General features: G+C 70.9%; 18 protein-coding genes. 9 read left to right on the top strand and 9 right to left on the bottom strand.

All coding sequences use genetic code 11. The features are described 5' to 3' along the window. Positions 1–436: 436 nt before the first annotated feature. From FV230_RS02280 to FV230_RS02270, 3 genes are all read left to right on the top strand, one after another. Entirely contained in the window at positions 437–1,033 is a 597-nt protein-coding gene (locus FV230_RS02280; protein ID WP_147841076.1) for an urease accessory protein UreE, read from the top strand. Positions 1,034–1,131: 98 nt separating this feature from the next. After that, complete coding sequence (locus FV230_RS02275) at positions 1,132–2,874, top strand: hypothetical protein (protein WP_147841075.1); 1,743 nt, start codon at positions 1,132–1,134, stop codon at positions 2,872–2,874. Positions 2,875–3,019: 145 nt separating this feature from the next. Then, positions 3,020–3,874, top strand: a complete 855-nt coding sequence (locus FV230_RS02270; protein WP_147841074.1) for a class I SAM-dependent methyltransferase — start codon at positions 3,020–3,022, stop codon at positions 3,872–3,874. 10 nt (positions 3,875–3,884) lie between these two features. On the opposite strand, the gene FV230_RS02265 is transcribed toward FV230_RS02270, so the two are convergent. The 4 genes from FV230_RS02265 to FV230_RS02250 form a co-directional block, all read right to left on the bottom strand. Further along, the gene (locus FV230_RS02265; protein WP_147841073.1) at positions 3,885–5,033 is read right to left on the bottom strand and encodes a glycosyltransferase family 4 protein; all 1,149 of its coding nucleotides are present in this window, start codon (positions 5,031–5,033) and stop codon (positions 3,885–3,887) included. Between the two features lie 31 nt (positions 5,034–5,064). Then, entirely contained in the window at positions 5,065–6,375 is a 1,311-nt protein-coding gene (locus tag FV230_RS02260; RefSeq protein ID WP_246694691.1) for a glycosyltransferase family 2 protein, read from the bottom strand. Between the two features lie 73 nt (positions 6,376–6,448). After that, on the bottom strand, positions 6,449–8,569 hold the full coding sequence (gene glgX / locus FV230_RS02255; protein WP_147841078.1) for a glycogen debranching protein GlgX: 2,121 nt from the start codon (positions 8,567–8,569) through the stop codon (positions 6,449–6,451). 118 nt (positions 8,570–8,687) lie between these two features. Then, the gene (locus FV230_RS02250) at positions 8,688–10,109 is read right to left on the bottom strand and encodes a trehalose-6-phosphate synthase (RefSeq protein ID WP_147841072.1); all 1,422 of its coding nucleotides are present in this window, start codon (positions 10,107–10,109) and stop codon (positions 8,688–8,690) included. A 348-nt stretch (positions 10,110–10,457) separates the two neighbouring features. Here FV230_RS02250 and FV230_RS02245 point away from each other — a divergent pair, with 348 nt between their 5' ends. From FV230_RS02245 to FV230_RS02220, 6 genes are all read left to right on the top strand, one after another. Beyond that, entirely contained in the window at positions 10,458–10,937 is a 480-nt protein-coding gene (locus FV230_RS02245; RefSeq protein WP_147841071.1) for a hypothetical protein, read from the top strand. Between the two features lie 11 nt (positions 10,938–10,948). Then, positions 10,949–11,380 carry a phage holin family protein gene (locus FV230_RS02240; protein WP_147841070.1) on the top strand — a complete coding sequence of 144 codons (432 nt, stop codon included), beginning with the start codon at positions 10,949–10,951 and terminating at the stop codon, positions 11,378–11,380. 5 nt (positions 11,381–11,385) lie between these two features. Further along, positions 11,386–11,757 carry a DUF3618 domain-containing protein gene (locus FV230_RS02235; RefSeq protein ID WP_147727464.1) on the top strand — a complete coding sequence of 124 codons (372 nt, stop codon included), beginning with the start codon at positions 11,386–11,388 and terminating at the stop codon, positions 11,755–11,757. Between the two features lie 55 nt (positions 11,758–11,812). After that, positions 11,813–12,583, top strand: a complete 771-nt coding sequence (locus tag FV230_RS02230) for a hypothetical protein (protein ID WP_147841069.1) — start codon at positions 11,813–11,815, stop codon at positions 12,581–12,583. A gap of 95 nt (positions 12,584–12,678) precedes the next feature. Next, the gene (locus FV230_RS02225; RefSeq protein WP_147727462.1) at positions 12,679–13,230 is read left to right on the top strand and encodes an alpha/beta hydrolase; all 552 of its coding nucleotides are present in this window, start codon (positions 12,679–12,681) and stop codon (positions 13,228–13,230) included. Positions 13,231–13,330: 100 nt separating this feature from the next. After that, the gene (locus tag FV230_RS02220) at positions 13,331–13,573 is read left to right on the top strand and encodes a hypothetical protein (RefSeq protein ID WP_147841068.1); all 243 of its coding nucleotides are present in this window, start codon (positions 13,331–13,333) and stop codon (positions 13,571–13,573) included. A 3-nt stretch (positions 13,574–13,576) separates the two neighbouring features. Here the strand turns inward: FV230_RS02220 and FV230_RS02215 are convergent, their stop codons facing one another. The 5 genes from FV230_RS02215 to FV230_RS02195 all read right to left on the bottom strand — a co-directional run bounded on the left by FV230_RS02215 (position 13,577) and on the right by FV230_RS02195 (position 20,229). Beyond that, a complete protein-coding gene (locus tag FV230_RS02215) occupies positions 13,577–14,608 on the bottom strand; it encodes a TIGR01620 family protein (protein ID WP_147841067.1) in 1,032 nt (343 codons plus the stop codon). A gap of 34 nt (positions 14,609–14,642) precedes the next feature. Next, a complete protein-coding gene (locus tag FV230_RS02210; RefSeq protein WP_147841066.1) occupies positions 14,643–16,088 on the bottom strand; it encodes a YcjX family protein in 1,446 nt (481 codons plus the stop codon). 98 nt (positions 16,089–16,186) lie between these two features. Next, positions 16,187–17,308 (bottom strand): hypothetical protein, encoded by a 1,122-nt coding sequence (locus tag FV230_RS02205; RefSeq protein ID WP_147841065.1) that lies wholly within the window; start codon positions 17,306–17,308, stop codon positions 16,187–16,189. Between the two features lie 103 nt (positions 17,309–17,411). Next, positions 17,412–18,200 (bottom strand): histidinol-phosphatase, encoded by a 789-nt coding sequence (gene hisN / locus FV230_RS02200; RefSeq protein ID WP_147841064.1) that lies wholly within the window; start codon positions 18,198–18,200, stop codon positions 17,412–17,414. Positions 18,201–18,258: 58 nt separating this feature from the next. Then, positions 18,259–20,229 carry an AI-2E family transporter gene (locus tag FV230_RS02195; RefSeq protein WP_147841063.1) on the bottom strand — a complete coding sequence of 657 codons (1,971 nt, stop codon included), beginning with the start codon at positions 20,227–20,229 and terminating at the stop codon, positions 18,259–18,261. Positions 20,230–20,280 lie beyond the last annotated feature (51 nt).

Here is a 20,280-nt window from a genome sequence, read left to right as displayed (position 1 = left end):
TCGCGGCACCGGCGAGGGCTCCGAGACCGGCGCCGCCGAGGGCGCGGTCCTGCGGCGTGTTGCAGGCGCCGACCGAGAGGGCGAGGGTGCCTGCGAGGGCGACGGCGATGAGCTTCTTCATGAGTCCGTGACTCCCTTGTGCATCCGGTCCGGCATTTCGCCGTGGTGATGGTGCGGTCCGAGCTTAGCCTTATCGGCCATGAAATGCACTTGCCACGGCCAAGGTTCCGTCGAGATCGGCGACGGGCGCCGGAAAGCCGGGCTCGGCCCGGCCTCGCGCCGACGACCGCGATGACCCGCCGCGCCGCGGTTCCCGTGGCCGGCCGCGCGCGAATGGGCCTCGGCACGGCGCATCGTGCGGGGTAAGAGCTTGCGGATGCGGGTTCCGCGAGGCCCGAGCCTCCTACGTTCCGATCACCGCCTGAGAGAGGGTGCCATGCCGAGAGCCACCACGATCGTCCGCAAGGCCGCTGTCCGCCCCGACGCGGTCGTCGACACGATCAGCCTCGATCACGCCGGGCGCCAGGCGCAGCAGGGGCACCTCCACAGCGCCGGCGGCCTGCACATCGATCTCGCCCTGACCAAGGCCGCTGGGCTGGAGGACGGCGACGCCCTGCGCCTCGACGACGGCCGCCTGGTCGCGGTTAAGGCCGCCCCGGAGGCGCTGCTGGAGATCCGCGCCGAGAATCCGGCCCGCCTGATCCGCCTCGCCTGGCAGCTCGGCGGCAATCACGTCCCGGCCGAGATCGGCGCCGACGTGCTCCACGTCCCGGCCTCGCCGGCCACGGCCGAGCTCGTCCGCGGCCAGGGCTGCACCGCGAGCCCGGTCGACCGCGCCTTCCGGCCCGAGCGCATGGCGCACGACCACAGCACCTGCGGCCACGACCATTCCCACGATCATCACGCGCACGCGGCGCACGCCGATCACGACCATGGCCACGACCACACGCACGCGGACGATCGTGGCCACGATCACCACGCGCACGATCACGCGCCCCACGTGCACGGCCCCGGCTGCAGCCACGATCACTGACACGCTCCCGCCGCCGACCGCGCCGGCCGACGCCGCTTCACGGGATCGCAAGCCTCGCCTGCGATCCTGATGCGGCGACGAGGAATTGAGGTCGGGACGTGAAACCAGCGCAAGCGCCGTCGACGTCGCTGCGCGACCGGATCGCGGGCTCGGACCCGCTTCGGCGCACCCTCCTCGCTTGTACGGCCGTGATGCTGGCGGCCGCGCTCGGCCTGCCGCAGGTTCTCGCGCTCCCGCCGACGATCACCAGCTACTTTTTCGTCACCGACGCGTTGTGGCTCACCGGCATCGCCGTCATCCTCGCGCTGGGGGCGACCGTCACGATCCCGGAAGGCCTCGGGCGCTGGGTGCGCCTCGCGCAGGCGCCGGCACGCAGCATCGGGATCGTCGCGTTCCTCGTCGTGCTCGTCACGCTAATCGGAACGTTCGTCGTGTTCCACGGCGTTCCGTTGTCCTACGACGAGGTGATGGCCGACTTCGATGCGACGGTGTTCCTCGCCGGGCACCCGATCGCGCCGATCGCGCCTGAATGGCGGCACAGCGTGCCGGCGCTGGCGACGAGCTTCGTGCTGCCGGTGCCGAACGATGCGGCCTGGGTCTCCGCCTACCTGCCGGTCAACGCGGTTTTCCGCGCTGCCTTCGCCCTGTTCGCATCGCCGACGCTCACCGGCCCGGTTCTCCTCGCGGTCGCCGTTCTCGCGCTCGCCGGGATCGCACGCCGCCTGTGGCCCGATCGGCCGGACGCCGCCCTCGTCGCGGTCTTGATGCTGGCCACGAGCCCGCAGGTGCTCATAGCGGCAATGACGCCCTACGCGATGACCGCGCATCTGGCGCTCAACCTCGTCTGGCTGCAGCTCTTCCTGCGCGGCGGACGCCTCGGGCATGGCGGCGCGATCGCGACCGGATTCCTCGCCTGCGGCCTGCATCAGGTGATCTTCCATCCGCTCTTCGCGCTGCCGTTCCTGGTCGGGCTCATCACCGGCCGGCGCTGGCGCCTCGCCGCCCTCTATCTCGCCGCCTATGCCGCCATCGGGGCCTTCTGGACGCTGTACTGGCACGGCCTCCTGGTCGCGACGGGCTACGCCGGGCAGGGCGAGGCGGTCGGCGGCGGCTTCATGGTCGAGCGCGTCGCCATGCTGCTGCAGGATTTCGAGTGGCGCGGCCTGGAGACCATGGCGATGAACGTCGTCCGCTTCGCCGCATGGCAGAGCCCGCTCCTCCTGCCGCTGACCGCTTTGGCCTGGCCGGCGATCCGTCGCGGCGAAGGTCTCGCCCGCCCGCTCGCGGCGGGCCTCTTCATCACGGTCGGAGCGATGTTCGTCCTGCTTCCCTACCAGGGGCACGGATGGGGCTACCGCTACCTCCACGGGCTGATCGGCAATGCGAGCCTGCTCGCGGCCCACGGGTGGATCCGCATCACCGGGACACCGGCCCCGCACCGGCGAAGCGTGGCCGCCGCCATCCTCGGCCTCGGCTGGATCGCTGCCGTGCTGATCCTGGTGCCCGGCCGCGCCCTCGAAGCGAACCGCTTCGCCGCACCCTATGCGAAAGCCGTCGAGGCCATCGCCCGGTCGCCGGCCGACATCGTCCTCGTCGACGATGCGAACCTCGTCTACGGCATGGATCTCGTCCGCAACGACCCGTACCTGCGTGAACGCCCGACCGTGTTTCTCCTGCGCCGGCTGTCGACGGAGAAGCTCGCCGAACTCTGCGCCACTCGGACGATCGCGCTGTTCGGACAGACCGAAGGCGCTCGGTTCGGCATCGCCCTCGCGCAGGAACTTACGGCGCCCGCGGTCCCGGCCATACCCTGCTCGGTGGCTGCCGTGCCCGTCCCCTAAAGGCGCGAGGCAGGCGCCGGCTCGCGTTCCGAGTGCCGCCGGTCGTCAAGGCGACGGCCCCCCGGGAAAGCCCCTTACGCCGTTTCGGGCGGTATCGTTAACCAAGGCGACCTAATTTCCGGTTCCCTTCGGAGTTGCCCATCCCGTGACCGAACGCACGCTCCTTCGCGACTTCATGGCGGCCTACCCCGCACAGCCGGCGACCGCGTTCTGGCGTGCGATCGAGATCGGCGCCCTTGTTCGGCACGGCCTGCCCGAGGGGACAGGCCTGGACTTCGGATGCGGCGACGGCATTCTGACGGACATCTTGCTTCGACATGCCGGCTCGCGGCCCCTGATCGGCATCGATATCGATCCGCTGGAGATCGCCGCCGCACGGCGATTCCCGTTCTACGAACGACTGCACCACAGCCCTGACGGATCGGTTCCGGAGCCGGACGGCAGCCTTGACTTCGCCCTCTCGAACTCGGTGCTGGAACACGTCGACGACCTCGATGCAGCCTTGGCCGAGATCGCGCGTGTCCTGAAACCCAAGGGACGCTTCTTGTTCACGGTGCCGGCTCCGGCCTTTCGCGACCTTCTCGCCGGGAGCGTGCTTCCCGGTGCGGATCGCGAAACCTATCTGGCGACCCTCGACCGGCGGATCGCGCACCGAAATTATCTCGATGGGCCGGCTTGGACGAAAACGTGCTCGGCCCACGGCCTCGATGTGGAAGCTTGCGAGACGTATCTCGAGGGCCGGCAGGTCCGACGCTGGGAGAACCTGTCGCGGATGACCGGTGGCCTGCTCTATACGATTCTGGGCGAACGTAGCCGGCCGATCGAGATCCAGCGCGACCTTGGACTGCGTGACCCGACACGACCCCGCCAGTGGCCGGCCCCGATCGCGAGCCTCCTCGGCAATATTGCCGCCTTCGGCATCGATCTCGCGCCGCCGCGTGACCAGCCGCTCGCTCCCGATGCAGCGGCATGCCTTCTCGTCTTCGGAACGCGGGCATGACAGGTCGGATCTACCCGGCCGGGTCCGCACGGTAGGAAGCGACCACCCGATCGAGGGACGATGCCAGCGACAGGCTGGACGCGTGGCACCCGAACCAGGCGGCCGTTGACAAGCGAAGCGTATGACCGGCCGCCGCGACGCGCAGGATCGCCTCGGCCAAGGCTTCGGGCGATGCGCTATCGGCGACGAACCCGTTGACGCCATCCTCCACCAGTTCCGTCGCAGCGTTGTCCGCTCCCCGGACGAGGATGCTCGGCGTGCCGAGGGCGGCTGCCTCGACCACTACGAGGCCGTATCCCTCCCGCTCGGACGGATGAATGAGGCAGAGCGCGCGCGCGAGATGTTCGGTCATCGTCTCGGCGGACACGAAGCCCGGCACGTCGATGCGATCCCCGAGACCCTCCCGATCGACAGCGTCGAGCACCTCGCCCCGTGCCGGTCCGTCGCCGAGGATGAGGGCACGCAGGTCCGGCCGCTTCGCGACGGCCAGGGCGAGCGCCGGGACGATCGCGGCAGCCCGCTTCTCAGGAATATGGCGGCCAGCGAACAGGACGATGGGATCCGCGCGGGACGGCTCCCGAGACGTCGGCAACTGCGCGCAGAGCCCACGAAGGATCTCCGGCCGAGCCCGCAGCCCCTGCGCCGTCAGGCGTCGCGCGACGAGGATGGAGAAGCAGAAGGCATTCTGGGGCAAGCGCAGGCAGAGTCCCTGAACGAGCCACCCGATGCGACCGCCCAGCCGGCCGAGGTAGCGCGTCCAATAGGAGAACGACCAGAATTCGAACCAATCCACCGATACGCGATAATGATGGATCGGCTGCAGGAGGCCGATGGCGAGTAAGGAGAAATACGGGAAAGACGCGGTATGGATCGCGTCGTAGCGTCGCCCGTGGCGGAGCAGATGCCATAAAACGCCGAGGCCGAAGACGATAGGCGGCAATACCCTGCGGTTGCCTCCGGCCCCGTAGAGGGCCATCCGCGGGCCGACCGCAACGACGTCCACGTTCGGGACCTGCGCAGTCTCCCCCTCGGGCCATTGACGCAGCGTGAGATAGGTGACGCGGTGCCCCGCCGCCGCCAGAGCGTCGCCGAGATTGCGGTACCAGCGCTCGGCGCCGCCGATCGTGTGCGGGTAGAGGCAATCGTAGACGAGGCACACGTGCCGCTTTGTCTGAGCGGTCGCCACGCGCCTAAGCCGCACGGCGCAAGCTACGCTTGCCGATCCGATCGGGATCAACCTCGTTCGAGGCGCCTTCGATCAAGTTGGAAGACTTGTCACGAGCGAGAAACGCCGCCTCGTTGCCACCAATGACGGCGAGGAGGAAGCCACCGAGCCCGGTCTGCGTTCCGACGACCAGCAGCGAGGTGCCGACAACGGCGGGCAGCATCGTTCCGATTGGGCCGTAGCCGTTGTGTGACCAATAGCCGACGACGCCAAGAAGGACTGCCAGCCCCGCAGCGAAGCAGGCGGTGCCCCCGGCGAGCATCGTCTCGAGGGACACCCAGCGCGACCACCGAACGAGCGAAGCCGCTGGCCGGCGATACCCGGCGCGCACCCCGTACAAGTGCGTCGCCGCGGCCAGCAGCGCCGTGCTATGGCCGAGGCCGACGAGGGCGCCGGCGAGGATGACCCAATAGTTGCCGAACAGGATCTGGGTCGGCTCCGCGACGAACAGGCTGATCCCAGCGGCCAGCAGGATGAGCAGGCCCGCACCGCCCATCACGCCTGCCGGGACCGCGAACGCCCAGGTCGGGCTCAGCATCAGCAGGTAGCGCAGGTGGCGCCAGCCGTCGCGCCAGGGGCGCAGGTGCGGCGGGCGGCCGCGCACGTCGCGCGAGAGCGTGGCCGGCACCTCGGCGATGCGCTCGCCCTTCAGCGCCGCTTTGATCACCATCTCGCTGGCGAACTCCATGCCGCTGCCGCGCAGCGCCAAACGCTTGACGCAGCCCTTGGTCAGCGCCCGCAGGCCGCAATGCGCGTCGTCGACGCCGGTGCGGAACAGCAGGTTAAGGATGCTGGTGAGCACCGGGTTGCCGATGTAGCGGTTCTTCCACGGCATCGCGCCGGGCGCGATCCCGCCGCGGAAGCGCGAGCCCATGCACAGGTCGGCGCCTCCCTGCAGAGCCTCGACCATCGCGACGGAGTCGCGGAATTCGTAGGAGCCGTCGGCGTCGCCCATCACCAGGTAGCGCCCGCGCGCCGCCTGGAAGCCGCCGGCGAGGGCCGCGCCGTAGCCGCGCTCCGCGACCGGCACCACCCGCGCGTCGAGGCTTTCGGCCAAAGCTTGGCTGCCGTCTGTGCTGCCGTTGTCGGCGATGACGATCTCCCCGGCCAAGCCTTTGGCGGCGAGGGTCTCGAGGGCGGCGCGCGCGCTGGCGATCGCGGTCGGCAGGGCACGCACCTCGTCGAGGCACGGCATCACGATCGAGACGTCGATCGTGGCCGCCGCCGCGTCGGCGGCGATCTCCCGGTTCTGCCCGCCCCGGTCCTGCCCGCCCATGCCGCTTCCACCCGCGTCTCGCCCGGGCGGCAGGATGGTTTGCAAAGCGTTGCGATTCGGTTTCGGCGGCCGCTCAGGCGCTGACGAAGCGGCCCGACGCTCGCGCGGGTCGGGCATCGGCCTCGGCCAGCACCAGGACCGCGCGGCCGGGCAGCGGCACGATCGCCTCCGCCGCGTGCGCGGCGGCGTCCGGTGCGACCGCGCCGGTCGCGGCGGTGGTGTCGAGGACCGTCTGCCACGGCCCGCCGATCACCGCGGCGAGGCGGAAGTCGCAGGGCTCGGGATCGGCATTGATCAGGATCAGGATGCGGCCGTGATCGAGGTCGTTGCCGATCTGCATCCCGAAGGCGCGACGGCTCTCGTCGGCCCAGGCGTCGGAATTCATCTCCGCGCCGCAGGGCGAGAGCCAATGCACGTCGCGCAGGGTGCTCCCGGGGGCGATCGGCGTGCCGTCGAAGAACTGCCGACGGCGAAGGGCCGGCCTCTCCCGACGCAGGCGCGTGAGGTTCGAGACGAAGGCGCCGAGATCCGGGTCGGGATCGGTCGACCAGTCCATCCAGCTCGTCGGGTTGTCCTGGCAATAGGCGTTGTTGTTGCCGCGCTGCGTGCGCGAGCGCTCATCGCCCATCAGCAGCATCGGCACGCCCTGCGCCAGCATCACGGTGGCGAGCAGGTTGCGCTTCTGGCGGGCACGGATGGCGAGGATCGCCGGGTCGTCGGTCGGCCCCTCGACGCCGTAGTTGCGCGAGACGTTGTGGCCGTGGCCGTCGCGGTTGTCCTCGCCGTTCTCGGCGTTGTGCTTCTCCTCGTAGGCGACCACGTCGGCGAGCGTGTAGCCGTCATGGGTCGCAGCGAAGTTGATGCTGGCGAGCGGCGAGCGGCCCGACGGCGCGAACACCTCGCGCGAGCCGGTCAGCCCCTGGGTCAGCTTGGCCAGCTGGCCGGCATCGCCGCGCCAGAAGCCACGGGCGGCGTCGCGGAACTGGTCGTTCCACTCGCTCCAGCCGCGCGGATAGCCGCCGAGGCGATAGCCATTCTCGCCGAGGTCCCAGGGTTCGGCGATCATCTTCACCCGCGCCAGCACCGGGTCCTGCGCCACCGCCTGGAAGAATGCGGCCTCGGCCGAGAATGCGGAGGGCGCCCGGCCAAGGCTGGTGGCGAGGTCGAAGCGGAAGCCGGCGATGCCGTAGGCGGTCGCCCAGTGGCGCAGCGAATCCAGCACCATCTGCATCACCCGCGGGTGAGCGACGTCCAGGGTGTTGCCGCAGCCGGTGCAATCGACGTCGCGGCGGGGATTGTCGGGGTCGAGCTTGTAGTAGCTGGCGTTGTCGATGCCACGGAACGACAAGGTCGGCCCAGTATGGCCGGCTTCGGCGGTGTGGTTGTAGACCACGTCGAGGATCGTCTCGATGCCGGCGGCGTTCAGCTCGCGGATCGCCGCCTTCAGGCCGCCGAGGCCGCCGTCGCCGAGATAGCGCGGATCGGGCGCGAAGTAGCCGAGCGGCGAGTAGCCCCAGAAGTTCACCAGCCCCTTGTCGACCAGGAAGCGGTCGTCGGCGAAGGCTTGGATCGGCAGCAGCTCGAGCGCGGTGACGCCGAGCTTCCACAGGTGCTCGACGATCGCCGGATGGGCCAGCGCCGCGTAGGTGCCGCGCTCGGCTTCCGGCACGGCCGGATGGGTCATGGTCAGCGCCTTGACGTGCGCCTCGTAGATCACCGTCTCGGAGAGCGGGCGGCGGATCGGCTGCAGCGCGAGGTTCGGAACCTCCGGCGCGGTGACGACCGATTTCGGCATGTAAACCGCGCTGTCGCGCCGGTCGATCTGATCCTCGCGCTGCAGCCCGCGGCGGTGGCCGTACAGGGCGTCGTGCCAGCGGATCCGTCCGCGGATCTCGCGGGCATAAGGGTCGAGGACGAGCTTCGACGGATTGAAGCGGTGGCCGCGCGCCGGCTCCCACGGCCCGTGCACCCGGTAGCCGTAGAGCTGGCCCGGCAGGACGCCGCGGAGGTAGCCGTGCCAGATGTCGTCGCTGCGGCAGGGCAGGCGGATCGTGCGGCTCTCGTGGCGCTCGCCCGGCTCGAACAGGCAAAGGTCGACCACCGTCGCGTGCTCGGAGAAGAGCGCGAAGTTGACGCCGCGCCCGTCGAAATGGGCGCCCAGAGGCGCCGGCACGCCGTCGTCGACGGCGATCATGCGTGACTGTGACACGGAATGGTCCCCCGGGCCCGGAGCCGGTGTGGACGCATCCGCAATCCCGGATCAAGCCACCGGGCCACATGGGCCGTGGAGAACGACGACGTCCGCCCCGAGATCACTCCGCCGCGGCGGCCGTCGTCGGCGGCTCGCGCTCGACGGTGCGGAAGTTCTCGAGCTCGGAGAGGAAATTGCGCGCCCACCAATCGACATCCTCGCGGGTCATGCGCTCGACCATCGGCTTCCAGCGCTCCAGGCGCTCGCTGCGCGGCATGTACAGGGCCGTCCGGATCGCCTCCGCGACCTCGAAGCGGTCGTAGGGGTTCACCATCAGCGCTTCGGGCAACTGCCGTGCCGCACCGGCGAATTTTGAGAGCACGAGCACGCCGGGATCGTCCTCGCTTTGGGCGACGACGTATTCCTTCGCCACGAGATTCATGCCGTCGCGCATCGGCGTCACGAGGCCGACGCGGGCGGCGCGATACAGCCCGGCCAGAACCGGGCGCGGATAGGCCTTGGTGACGTACTGGATCGGCGTCCACGCCGGGTCGCCGAGCGCGCCGTTGATCTCGCCGACCGTCTCGTTGACGGTGCGCGAGAGCTGCTCGTATTCCGGCACCTCGCTGCGGGACTTCGGCGTGATCTGGATGTAGGTGACGTTGCCGCGCTGGTCGGGGTTCGAGGCGAAGAAGCGCTCCACCGCCTCCATCCGCTCGGGCACGCCCTTGGAATAGTCGAGCCGGTCGACGCCGATCAGCAGCTTGCGGGTGCGCAGGCCCGCCATCGTCTCGCGCACCACCTTGTTCGAGCCCGCCTTCTCCGCCGCGTCCTTGAAGCCGGCGACGTCGATGCCGATCGGGAAGCTGCGGATCCGGGTCCGGCGCCCGTCGACCATCAGCGAGCCGCCGCCGAGCGGGATCGCCCGCAGGGTGTCGATCAGGTTGCGGGACAGGTTCTGCACGTCCGGGTCGGTCTGCAGCCCGATCAGGTCGTAGTCGGCGATGGCGCGGAGCAGGTGGTTGCTCGCCGGCAGCGTGTTGAACACGTCGGCGGCCGGCCACGGAATGTGGTGGAAGTAGCCGATCGGGTTGGCGAGGCCGAGGCCGCGAAGCTCGGCGGCCATCGGCAGCAGGTGGTAGTCGTGGACCCAGATGATGTCGTCGGGCTCGACGAGCTTGGCGAGCGCCCGCGCAAAGATGCGGTTGACGCGGCAATAGCCGGCATAGTCCGAGCGCGAGAACGCCCCGAGACCGAGCCGGTAATGCATGATCGGCCACAGCGCCCGGTTGGCGAAGCCGGCGTAGTATTCCTTGTGATCCTGCGGCGAGAGGTCGACCACGGCGTACTGGACGCGGTCCCGATCGATCAGCGTCGGTTCCTCGGAGGGCTCCTCGCTGATGTTGCCGCTCCACCCGAACCAGAGACCTTCGTAGGCGGTGAAGGCCTCCTTCACGGCGACGGCGAGGCCGCCGGCGGCGACCGCCTTGCCGCCTTCTTCCGGAACCGCAACGCGGTTCGATACGATCACAAGGCGTGCCACTCAGGTGGGCTCCGGATCCTCAAGCGCGCCGGCGTGGAACGCGCAACGTCAACGTTTCTTGCCATCGTGAACGCGCGAGAGGTCGGCGCGATCCGTAGCGTTAGCCAAGCGCGAATGACTGCCGCGGGTCAAGCGATCGTTTGCGGCCGTCACGACGAAATCCGGGGCCTGTCCCCGCATCCGTCCCCGCCGCGCGGGGCGGCGGAGGCAGTAGCGAACCTTGGCCGATCGCCCCTGAACGGAGGCTGAGCCGCGGATGTGCCGTCGTCCCCGGAACCCCCGGACGTGGACGATGTTACTCAGGCGAACATCGCCCCGCTAAGACCCCGTGTTCGAAGGAGTCCCCTCATGGCCGCGTCCGAGATCCCCCACCCCGATCCGGCCAAGGCCGCAGCCAGCGAGCAGGCCGAGTGGCGCGGCCTGAAGGGCGACGTCGAGGGGTTGGCCGACGTCGCGGCCGAGCGCGGGCGCGGCCTGATGGATGCAGCCCGGGTTCAGGCGCAGACCTTCGTCGAGGGCCGCAAGAACGACGCGGCGCAGTCGGTCCACGATCTCGCCAAGACCCTGCGCGATTCAAGCAAGGACTTCGAGGATCGCCCGAACATCAAGGCCTTCTTCGACAGCGCCGCCGATGGCCTGAGCCAGCTCGGCGGCTCGATCGAGTCGCGTAGCTTCGCCGACTTCTACGGCGAGGCCGAGGCCTTCGCCCGCCGTGCACCGGTCGCGGTCGCGGTCGGAACGTTCGTCGCCGGCTTCATCGCCGCGCGCTTCATCAAGTCGTCGAGCCTGCCGCCGGAAGGCGACGCCCGCGACAGCTTCCGCGCGTGAGCGGCCCGGCCATGTCGACCGGATCGCAGACCCCACCCCCCGGCTCCTCCGGTGCGTCGCCCGCCGGCAGCATCCAGAGCCTCATCGGCGACGCGCTGCGCGAGACGAACGACCTCGCCCGCAAGGAGATCGCCCTGTTCCGCGCCGAGATGGCGCGGAACGTCCGCTCGCTGATCATCGGCATCGTCTGCCTCATGGCTTCGGCGGTCTTCTCCGTCGTCGCCCTGCTCGTGCTGATCGGTGCCTTCGTGAAGTGGCTGGCGACGATCGTCGGCTCGGAATGGCTCTCGGCCCTCATCGTCGGCGGCGTCCTCCTGGTTGTCGCGATTGGGATGGCGCTGTGGGGACGCAGCGCCCTTTCGTTCTCGACGCTCACGCCCACCCGTACCGGCCGGCAGGTCCGCCAGCACGCCCGCGCCCTTTCCGAGAGAGTGTCCGGATGAGTTCGATGAACGAGATGGAGCGGGACATCGAGGAGAGCCGCGCGCGCCTCGACGAGACCATCGACCGCATCCAGGGCCGCCTCTCGGTGTCCAGCCTCGTCGACGAGATGCTCGGCAACGCCCGCCGCGCACCCGCCGTCAGCGGTGCCTACGACGGAGCGCTCGAGGCGGTCCGCCGCAATCCGGTTCCCGTCCTGCTGATCGCCGCCGGCGTCGGCTGGCTGCTGCATCGGATGTCCCAGGACGCGACGCGCCGCCGGACGCAGGCTTCGGCCGAGCGCGTCCCGGTGCTCAACGACGGGGCGGCCCGGGTCTACGATCCGGATCTGCCCACCCGCCAGCCGAAACCCTCGCTGATGGACGAAACCCGCGCCTGACGGGCCGCCACCTGCGGACATTGCCAGCCGCGTACGAGTTCTGAAGGATCACGCCATGAGCGATACGAGCAAGTCGGCCACGACCGACAACCACCTGCCGGACGACCTCGCCCGGGCCGCCGCCGCGAAGGTCGACCAGGGCCTGCACGCCGCCGGCCTGGACCCGGTCCACCTCGACCCGCATGCGAAGGCGGCCGACCACACCCTGCGGGCCGATCCCACGGGCCTCCGCGATCCGATCGGACGGCCCGACGCGTCGCCGCACGATCACCAGGCCGGTCCCGGACCCGATGTCGGCAGCGTCGCCGGTCAGGCTCGCGCGGCGGCGGGCGATGCGGCGGATCGGGCCGCGGACTTCGCCGATCGCACGCGCGATCGTGCTGCCGACTTGGCCGACGACGTCCGCGATCGCCTCGGCGGTGCGGCCGACGAGGCCCGCAACTGGGTCTCCGGCGTCCATCGCGACCACATGCGCCGGATCGACGACGCGGTGGTGCGCGGCAGCGACCGGCTCGATCGCGGTCGCACCGCCGTCGAGCAGTTCGTGACCGAGAACCCGCTGCTGGTCGGCGTCGTCGGCGTCGCCGCGGGCCTGCTTCTCGGCGCGTTGCTCCCGCGTACGCGCCAGGAGGACCGCAACATCGGTCCCTATGCCGACGAGGTCCGCGACCAGGGCCTGCGCTACGCCCGCGAGTTCACCAGCCGTGGCCGCGAGTTCGTCGAGACCGCCCTTGACCCGGACAACATCCAGACCGCGGCGCAGAAGGCCAGCCTCAAGACCGAGCCCACGTATGAGGGCGAAGACCGTACCGCGCACCGGCTCTGAGCCGGCGCGATCGACCCGATCCGAGAGGCGGCACCGCGAGGTGCCGCCTTTCTTCGTTCTCGACCCTCGCGCCGAGAGACGGTAGGCACGCGACCATGAAGACCGCCGATTGCGACATCCTGATCGTTCCGGGCCTGGGCGGCTCGGAAGAGGGCCACTGGCAGGCGCGCTGGGCCGGCCGCATGTCGACCGCCCGCGTGGTCGAGCAGCAGTCCTGGCATGCGCCCGAGCCCGAGGCCTGGTGCGGCCGCGTCGTCGAGGCGGTCGCGGCCGCGATACGGCCCGTCATCCTCATCGCCCACAGCCTCGGCGTCGTCGCCTGCGTCGAGGCGGTGCCGAAGCTTGCCGAAGGACGCGTCGTCGGGGCGCTGTTCGTGGCGCTGCCGGATGTCGAGGAGACGCCGAACCTGCCCGACAGCGTGCGCGCCTTCGCGCCGCTGCCGCGCGCGCCGCTGCCGTTCCCGTCGCTCTTGGTGGCGAGCCGAACCGATCCGTACTGCCGCTACGAGCGCGCGGAGGATTTCGCCGCGGCCTGGGGATCGGCCCTGGTCGACGCCGGCGAATCCGGCCACGTCAACGTCGCGAGCGGCCATGGGCCGTGGCCCGAGGGGCTGATGCGGCTGGCCGGGTTCATGAAGGATCTTTGAGCCCGTCGGCTCGATCGCGCCCGGCGGTTAACCTCTCGTTTACCCAAGCCCGCGCTGATGGGTGCCGGATCACGGGCGATCCGGCCCGCGGGAGATCGACGTGACGCGAAAAGAGCTTCTGGTGCGACTGGACGCCGTGCAGACGGCGCTGGGCGAGCGCGCCCACACCTCCTTCAACAGCTCGATCTTCGGCGACGCCGCGCTGCTCAAGCGCATCGAGGCGTTCGAGGCCCAGCTCGTGGCCGTGGAGAAGCCGAAGGTCGCCGACTACACCGGCAACATGTTCACCCGCATCGCGAACCGCCGCAACGCCGAGGCGGTGCAGAAGCGCGCGCAGTCCTGAGCATCACGGCTTCGGCTCCGGCTCGGCCGGGCGGAGAAGCTCGCCGGCGACGTCCGACAGGCGCGGCGGAGCCTCGCGCACGAACGGCAGCGGGCGGCAGACCGCGAGGGCCGCGAGGCCGAAGCGCGCGGTCATCAGGCCGTTGAGCACGCCCTCGCCGAGCTTGGCCGAGACCCGCGCCGCGATGCCGAGGCCGAGCACCTGCTGAATCATGCTCTCGCCGACCGCCATTCCGCCGGTGACGGTCAGGTGGGCGAAGGCGGCTCTGGCCAGGCGCAGCAAGCCGAGGAAGCCCGGGCGTCCGCCGTAGATCGCCGCGATCCGGCGCAGCAGCCGCACGGCGGAATAGATCACGAACGCCACGTCCACGATCGCCCGCGGGCTGAGCGCGGTCACGCCCGAGACCTGCTTGGCGGCGGTGGCGATGGCATTGCGCGCCTGCCGGTCCAGCGGGCTCAACAGCTCGTGCTCGGCGAGGCCGATGCGATCGTCGACGTCGAGGATCGCGTCGGCGGAAGCCTCGAGCCGCTGCCGGCCCGCCGCCAACGCCGTTCGATCCGCATAGAAGGCGGCGAGATCCCGAACCACCCCCTGCGCCGCACTGTGATCGCGGGTCGCGATCGCCGTGACGGCGGCCTGGCGCAGGTGCTCGATCTTGCGCTCCCGCCACAGCCCGCGCACTTCGCGCACGACGATCGCCAGGAGAGCGAGGCCGGCGAGCGCCAGGAGCGCCAGCGCGACGCCGCCGAGCCAGGGCGCCGCCTGGAACAGATCGGCGATCAGCCGCTCGACCGACAAGCCGACCCCGAGGGAGACGAGGCCGCCCGCGGCCGACAGCAGCAGGCCGCCCCAAGGCACGCCGCGCGACTTCGCCACCGGCACGGGCGTGCCGTCGGCGGCGTCGAGGATCTCGACCGGATCTTCGACGATGCGGACGCCGGTCGGGGCGGGCGGCATCGAAGGGATTCCCTCGACGGCCGGGGGCGCATCGGCGCTGGAGATGCGGAAGGCGCGCGGGCGCTGGGTCGAGCTCACGGCATCGTCCTCGGGGTTCTCGTCAGAGCCGCCATCACGTCAGCCTGTCGCCGATCAAAAACTGCATGGCCCGGTCGAGGCGGATCTGCGGCAGGTGGCCCGGACGCCCCAGCGCGTCGGGCTTGATCGATGGCGGGCGGAATCGCGGGAACCGCAGCGAGCCGGGCTCGACCGCGCCTTCGAGCACCGCCTCCGGGCGGGCGGGGAGATGGCCTGGGAACACCGCGGCCTCGGCCGTCCCGTCGAACACCTCGTCGCCGACCGTCTCGCCGGCCTCCGGCGTCCCGGCGACGGCGCGCAGCACGGCGTCGCCGTCGTGGATCGTGGTCTCGCGGGTGGCGCGGACCGACGCCAGGGCCACGGTGCCGACACGGGCGCCGGCGGCCTCCGTCCGGCGCATGGCGCGCGACACCAGCAGGCGCAGCAGCGCTTCGAGCCGATCGTGGCTGGTCTGGTGCAGGTGGTCGGCCTTCGTCGCGGCGAACATGATCCGGTCGGCCCGCGGCGCGAACAGCCGCGAGAGCAGCGTGTTGCGGCCGATGTTCAGGCTGAGCAGGACGGAATCCAGTGCCTCCTCCAGCTCCGCCAGCGCCGCCGGCCCGGCATCGACGGCGGCCAGCACGTCGACCAGCACGATCTGTCGGTCGACGCGCTGAAAGTGATCGCGGAAGAACGGCACGACGACCTTGGCCTTGTAGGCCTCGAAGCGCCGCTCCATCAGCCCGGCGAGCGTGCCCGGCGCGATCGTCTCGGGCAGCTCGTCGAGCGGGGCGAAGGTCAGGGCCGGCGAGCCGGCGAGGTCGCCCGGCATCAGGAACCGGCCCGGCGGCGTCGTCGCCACCATCTCCGGGCCGGCGCGGAGAGCCGCGAGATAGGCGGTGAAGGCGGCGCTCGCCCGCTCGGCCACCACCTCGTCCAGAGGCCCCGCCGGATCGAGCCCCCTCAGCATCGCGAGCCACGGCGCGGCCATCTCGCCGCGGCCGGCGCGCCGGGTCCCGGCGATGGTCGCCCGCGACCACGCTGTGTAGCTCTGCTCCAGGAGCGCGAGATCGAGCAGCCATTCGCCGGGATAGTCGACGACATCGAGCATCAGCGTGCCCGGGCCGGAGCGCCAGCCGCCGGCGCGCTCGTACTCGATCGCAAGCCGGAACTGGCTGATCCGATCGGTGGAACGCGGCCAGAGGCGGGACTCCGTCAGCGCCGAGAAATGCTCCTCGAAGGGAAAGCGCGGAACGTCGTCGTCCGGCTGCGGCACGAGGCGGGCGCGGCGCAGGCGTCCCTCCTGCGCCGGGGCGAAGGCGGGGAGCGCATGGCTCTCGACGAGATGGTGGATGAGGGCGGTTGTGAACACGGTCTTGCCCGAGCGGGCGAGCCCGGTGACGCCGAGCCGCAGAGTCGGCTGGATCAGGAAGTCGCTCGAAGCTTCCGCGAAGGCCTTGACCGCGGAGCCGGCACGCGCGGCGAAACTCTGGATGGGCAAGGGCGGGCTCGGGGGCTCGGGAAACGCGAAGGGCCAGCCGGTCGGCCGTCGCCGCTCAGGTGGCGCGGGGAGGGGGCCGCGACAAGGCTCGGTGAAGGCTACTTGGCCGCATCGGCCGTCGCCGCGGGGGTCGGACCGAGCCGGGCGATCGCCGCCTCCACGAGGGGCGGACCCGCGTGCAACGCGCCGAGCTCGACCCCCGACATCGCGCGCATGACGGGGGCGAGGTTCGGCAGCGGGCTGCCGTCGGGCGAGAACAGCGCGAGGTCGTCCGTGGCGCGCAGGCCCACGCTCCTGGCGATGGCGGCCGCGTAGTTGCCGATCCGGACCTCGTCGTTGCCGCAGAGCGGGGCCGGTGCACGCAGATCCCCCATCGCCAGGCCGGAGACCATCATCGGCAACAGGGCCGAATCGGCCACGAGGCGATCCGGCGACGGCACCTTGCGGTCGAGGAGCGCGGCGGGATCGTCCGCCCCGCGCGGGGCCGGAAACCGTACGGTCGGAGTCGGCCTGTCGGCGAGGCCGGTCGCGATATCCGCGACGGGTTTCTGCATCGCCCTGGCCTGGATCGACGGGCGCCGGGCCGGATGGCCGCTCATCCGGGCGAGCGGCGACCAGGGCTGCACCCGCAGGGCGGTGCGCGGCGCCCGCGATACGCCGCGCCGGGCGCCGCCGGGAAGGTGGCGCGCCAGGAAGCGGGCCCGAAGCGTGCCCCCGATCCCGCGCGGCGCGAGGGCGGTCGCCTTGGCCCTGGCCGCAAGCGGAGCGGTGGAGACGCCGCAGGAGGCCGGCGCCCAGCGGCGCACGATCGCCAGGGCCGTGCGGCGTCCATAATTCCGGTAGTATCGCCGGAGCAGCCCGGCCGCGGCGTCGGCGCCGTCCGCCGCGGTGGCGAAGCCGGTATGCCCCTCGGCGTCGGCACCGACCTCGCCCGACCAGCGCGCGCTCTTGATGCACCAGTAATTGTTGAGCTTGGCGCAGCGCGCGACGTAGGCCGGCTCGGTGGGTGCCACCTGCGCGACCAGGGCGAGCGAGACCGGCCGAAGCTCGGTACCGGCCTGGGCCCGCCAGTTCGAGACCGCCCGCGCGACGTGCTGATAATACGGTGCCGCCTCGACCGACGGCGTCTGCAGGCCGACCGCGTGCGCCCGGAGCGCGTCGACAGACCCTTCGGCCAGCGGCGGCAGCGTCGTCAGGAGAAGGAGTGCGGCGAGGAGCACGGGCGGCCGGGAGGAAGCGTTGCGGACGACCAGGAACGGCCGGGGCGCATGGACGGTTCAGTTCGTCGAGATGGGTCGCAATGCGGTTTCGGGCGCCGACCGGTTACGGGTTCAGAATCGCCAGCGCCGCTGCGTGCATGCGCGGATCGCCGGCGGCGACGATCCGGCCGCCGCCGGTCGCGGGACCGCCGTCCCAGGCGCTGATGACGCCGCCCGCACCCTCGACGATCGGGATCAGCGCGACAATGTCGTAGGGCTTCAGGCCGGCCTCGACGACGAGGTCGATCTGGCCCGAAGCCAGCATGCAATAGGCGTAGCAGTCGGTGCCGTAGCGCGACATGCGCACGCGACCCTCGATGGCCCGGAACCGATCGGCTTCCGCGCCGTCCGTGAACAACCGCGGATCGGTGGTGGCGAGCATCGCCGCCGACAGGTCGGAGCAGCGGCGGGTATGGAGCGTGCGCTCGCCGCGCGAGCTTCGCAGGCGTGCCGTGCGTCCATCGCCGGTGAAGCGCTCGCCGAGATAGGGCTGGTGCATCAAGCCGCGCACGGCGCTCCCGTTCCGGGTCAGGCCGATCAGGGTTCCCCAGGTCGGGATGCCGGTGATGAAGGCACGGGTGCCGTCGATCGGGTCGAGCACCCAGACGCATTCCGCGTCGAGCCGCTCCGAGCCGAACTCCTCGCCGAGGATGCCGTGGGCGGGAAACCGCCCGCGGATCATGTTGCGCAGGACCAGCTCGGCGGCGCGGTCGGCCTCGGTCACGGGATCGAACGCGGCCGTGCCCGCCGCCTTGTCGGTCAGCGCATACTGAGCACGGAAGAACGGCAGGATCGCCTGGCCCGACGCGTCGGCGAGATCGTCCATGAACCGGCCGAGTTCGACGACGCTCATCGGCTTTTCCCCGTTCGATCCTGCATCGCGGCAGGAAGGCGGGTTTCGGCCGTTTCCGTCAAGCCTGCGCAGCCACCGGCATGGGGGACGGCTCCGGCTCGGCGTGCACATGGGCCAGCACCGTGTCGACGGCGCTGCCGAGCGACGAGACGTGCTCGGCCGCCGGGATGCTGCCGCGGCCGGCGGCATCGTCGTCCGCCTGCCACAGCCCGACGACGATCGGGACGTCGGGCATCCGGCGCCGAAGGCGATCGACGAGCCGTCGCAGGTGCCCCGGCTCTCCGCTGATCGCCAGGGAGACGATGCAGGTCATCTGCGCCTCGCCGGGGTCGAAATCGGCGATCTTCGCGCGCGACACGTCGCCGAACGGTACGATCCGCGTCCCGAGCCCGCGCTTGGCGAGGAGCTGTGCAAGGATCGCGGCCGCCGGCGTGTCGAGGAAGCCCCGCCCCGCGACGCACAGCACCGCGCCCTCGCGAGACCACGCCGGCGGGATCGCCTCCCGGCTTGGCCGCGCCGCTTCGGGATCGGCCTTCGCATCCCCCTCGGCACCGTCGTCGGCATCGGCCGCAGGCGCGGCCGGAACCCGGTCGTCGCGCTCGGCGAGCGCGTCGACGAGCTCGCTGACGGAGGCCCGGATGTCGGTCTTCTGCTCGAGGGTCAGCACGCCGCGGGCGGCGTCGCGGGCGGCGAGCTCGAGGCCCTTCAGAACCACGTCGTCGTAATAGGCCGACAGCGAGCAGGTCTGAAGGATCAGCTCGGCATGCTCCTGCGCCTCTTCCGGGTCGTCGGCGAGGATGCGCTGGTAGAAGTTCTCGACCGGCGTCAGGGCCGCACGGTTGCCGAACAGCACGTCGAGGAACTCGAGCTTGTCGATGTGCCGCCCCAGCACGACGAGGCAGACCGTCAGCGGCGTCGAGAGCAGAAGCCCGACCGGCCCCCACAGCCAAGTCCAGAACAGCGCCGAGATCAGCACCGCGAACGGCGAGAGGCCGGTGGAATGGCCGTAGAGCATCGGCTCGACGATCTGGCCCGTCAGCGGCTCCAGCACCAGGAACAGGATCGCGGTGGCGATCACCATGTCCCAGCCCGGATCGACGGCCGCCGCCAGCAGGAGCGGCAGCAGGGCCGAGAGGAAGGCGCCGATATACGGCACGAACCGCATCATCGCCGAGACGATGCCCCAAAGCACCGGGTTGGGCACGCCGATGACGTAGAGGCCGATGCCGACCACCAGCCCGAAGGCGGTGTTGAGCGCCAGCTGCACCACGAAGTAGCGGCTGAGCCGCCGCGCGGCGTCGTCCATCGCGACGGTGGTACGGTGCAGGTCGCTCGATCCGGCGAGGCGGATCATCCGGTCGCGCAGGTCCTCGCGCTGCATCAGGACGAACAGCAGCACGACGAAGACGATGCCGGTGGTGGCCAGCGGCTGCATCACCGGGGAGAGCAGGGTGCTCGCCGTCTCCAGCGGGCCGGGCGGCGTCTGGCGCATCTCGACGAGGACGGGGGCCGGTTCCCAGGCCGGCCGCGCCGGCTTGGTTTCGGGGCCGGGCTTCGCCTCCGCCTCGGGCTTCGGCGCCTTCTCGGTGTTGCCGGCATCGTGGATCGCCCGGCCGATATTGGCGACGTAATCGGTGAGATGCGCGACCGGGCTGTCGCGCAGGCCCTCGATCTTGCGCTCGATCGTCGAGCGGTAGCGCGGCGCGTCGCCGACGAGGCCCGCGACCTGGACGCCGATCAGCGTCGCCAGGGCGGCGACGATGCCGAGGGTGAACACCACCGCGGAGCCGACCGCGACGACGCGGGGCAGGTGCCAGCGGCGCAGGAGCGCGACCAGCGGCCCGAGCACGAAGGACAACAGAACCGCGATGACGATCGGGATGAAGATCTCGCGCCCGACATAGAGCGCCGCGATGATGATCGCGCTGACGAGGACCGGTGAGACCAGCGCCGATTTCGGCGTCTCGGCGGCTGCGATCCGGGTGGGAGACGGCACCGGGATGGGAGGGTCGTCTGTCTTCGTCGCCATGCCGCCACCGAACCGTACGCTCACGCCCGCAACGCCCGTGCTCTCGCCGGT

The organism is Methylobacterium sp. WL6, assembly GCF_008040095.1.
Taxonomy (GTDB): Bacteria; Pseudomonadota; Alphaproteobacteria; order Rhizobiales; family Beijerinckiaceae; genus Methylobacterium.
The sequence above is the reverse complement of the archived record's forward strand: the minus strand, read 5'-3'. Positions and strand labels throughout refer to the sequence as shown.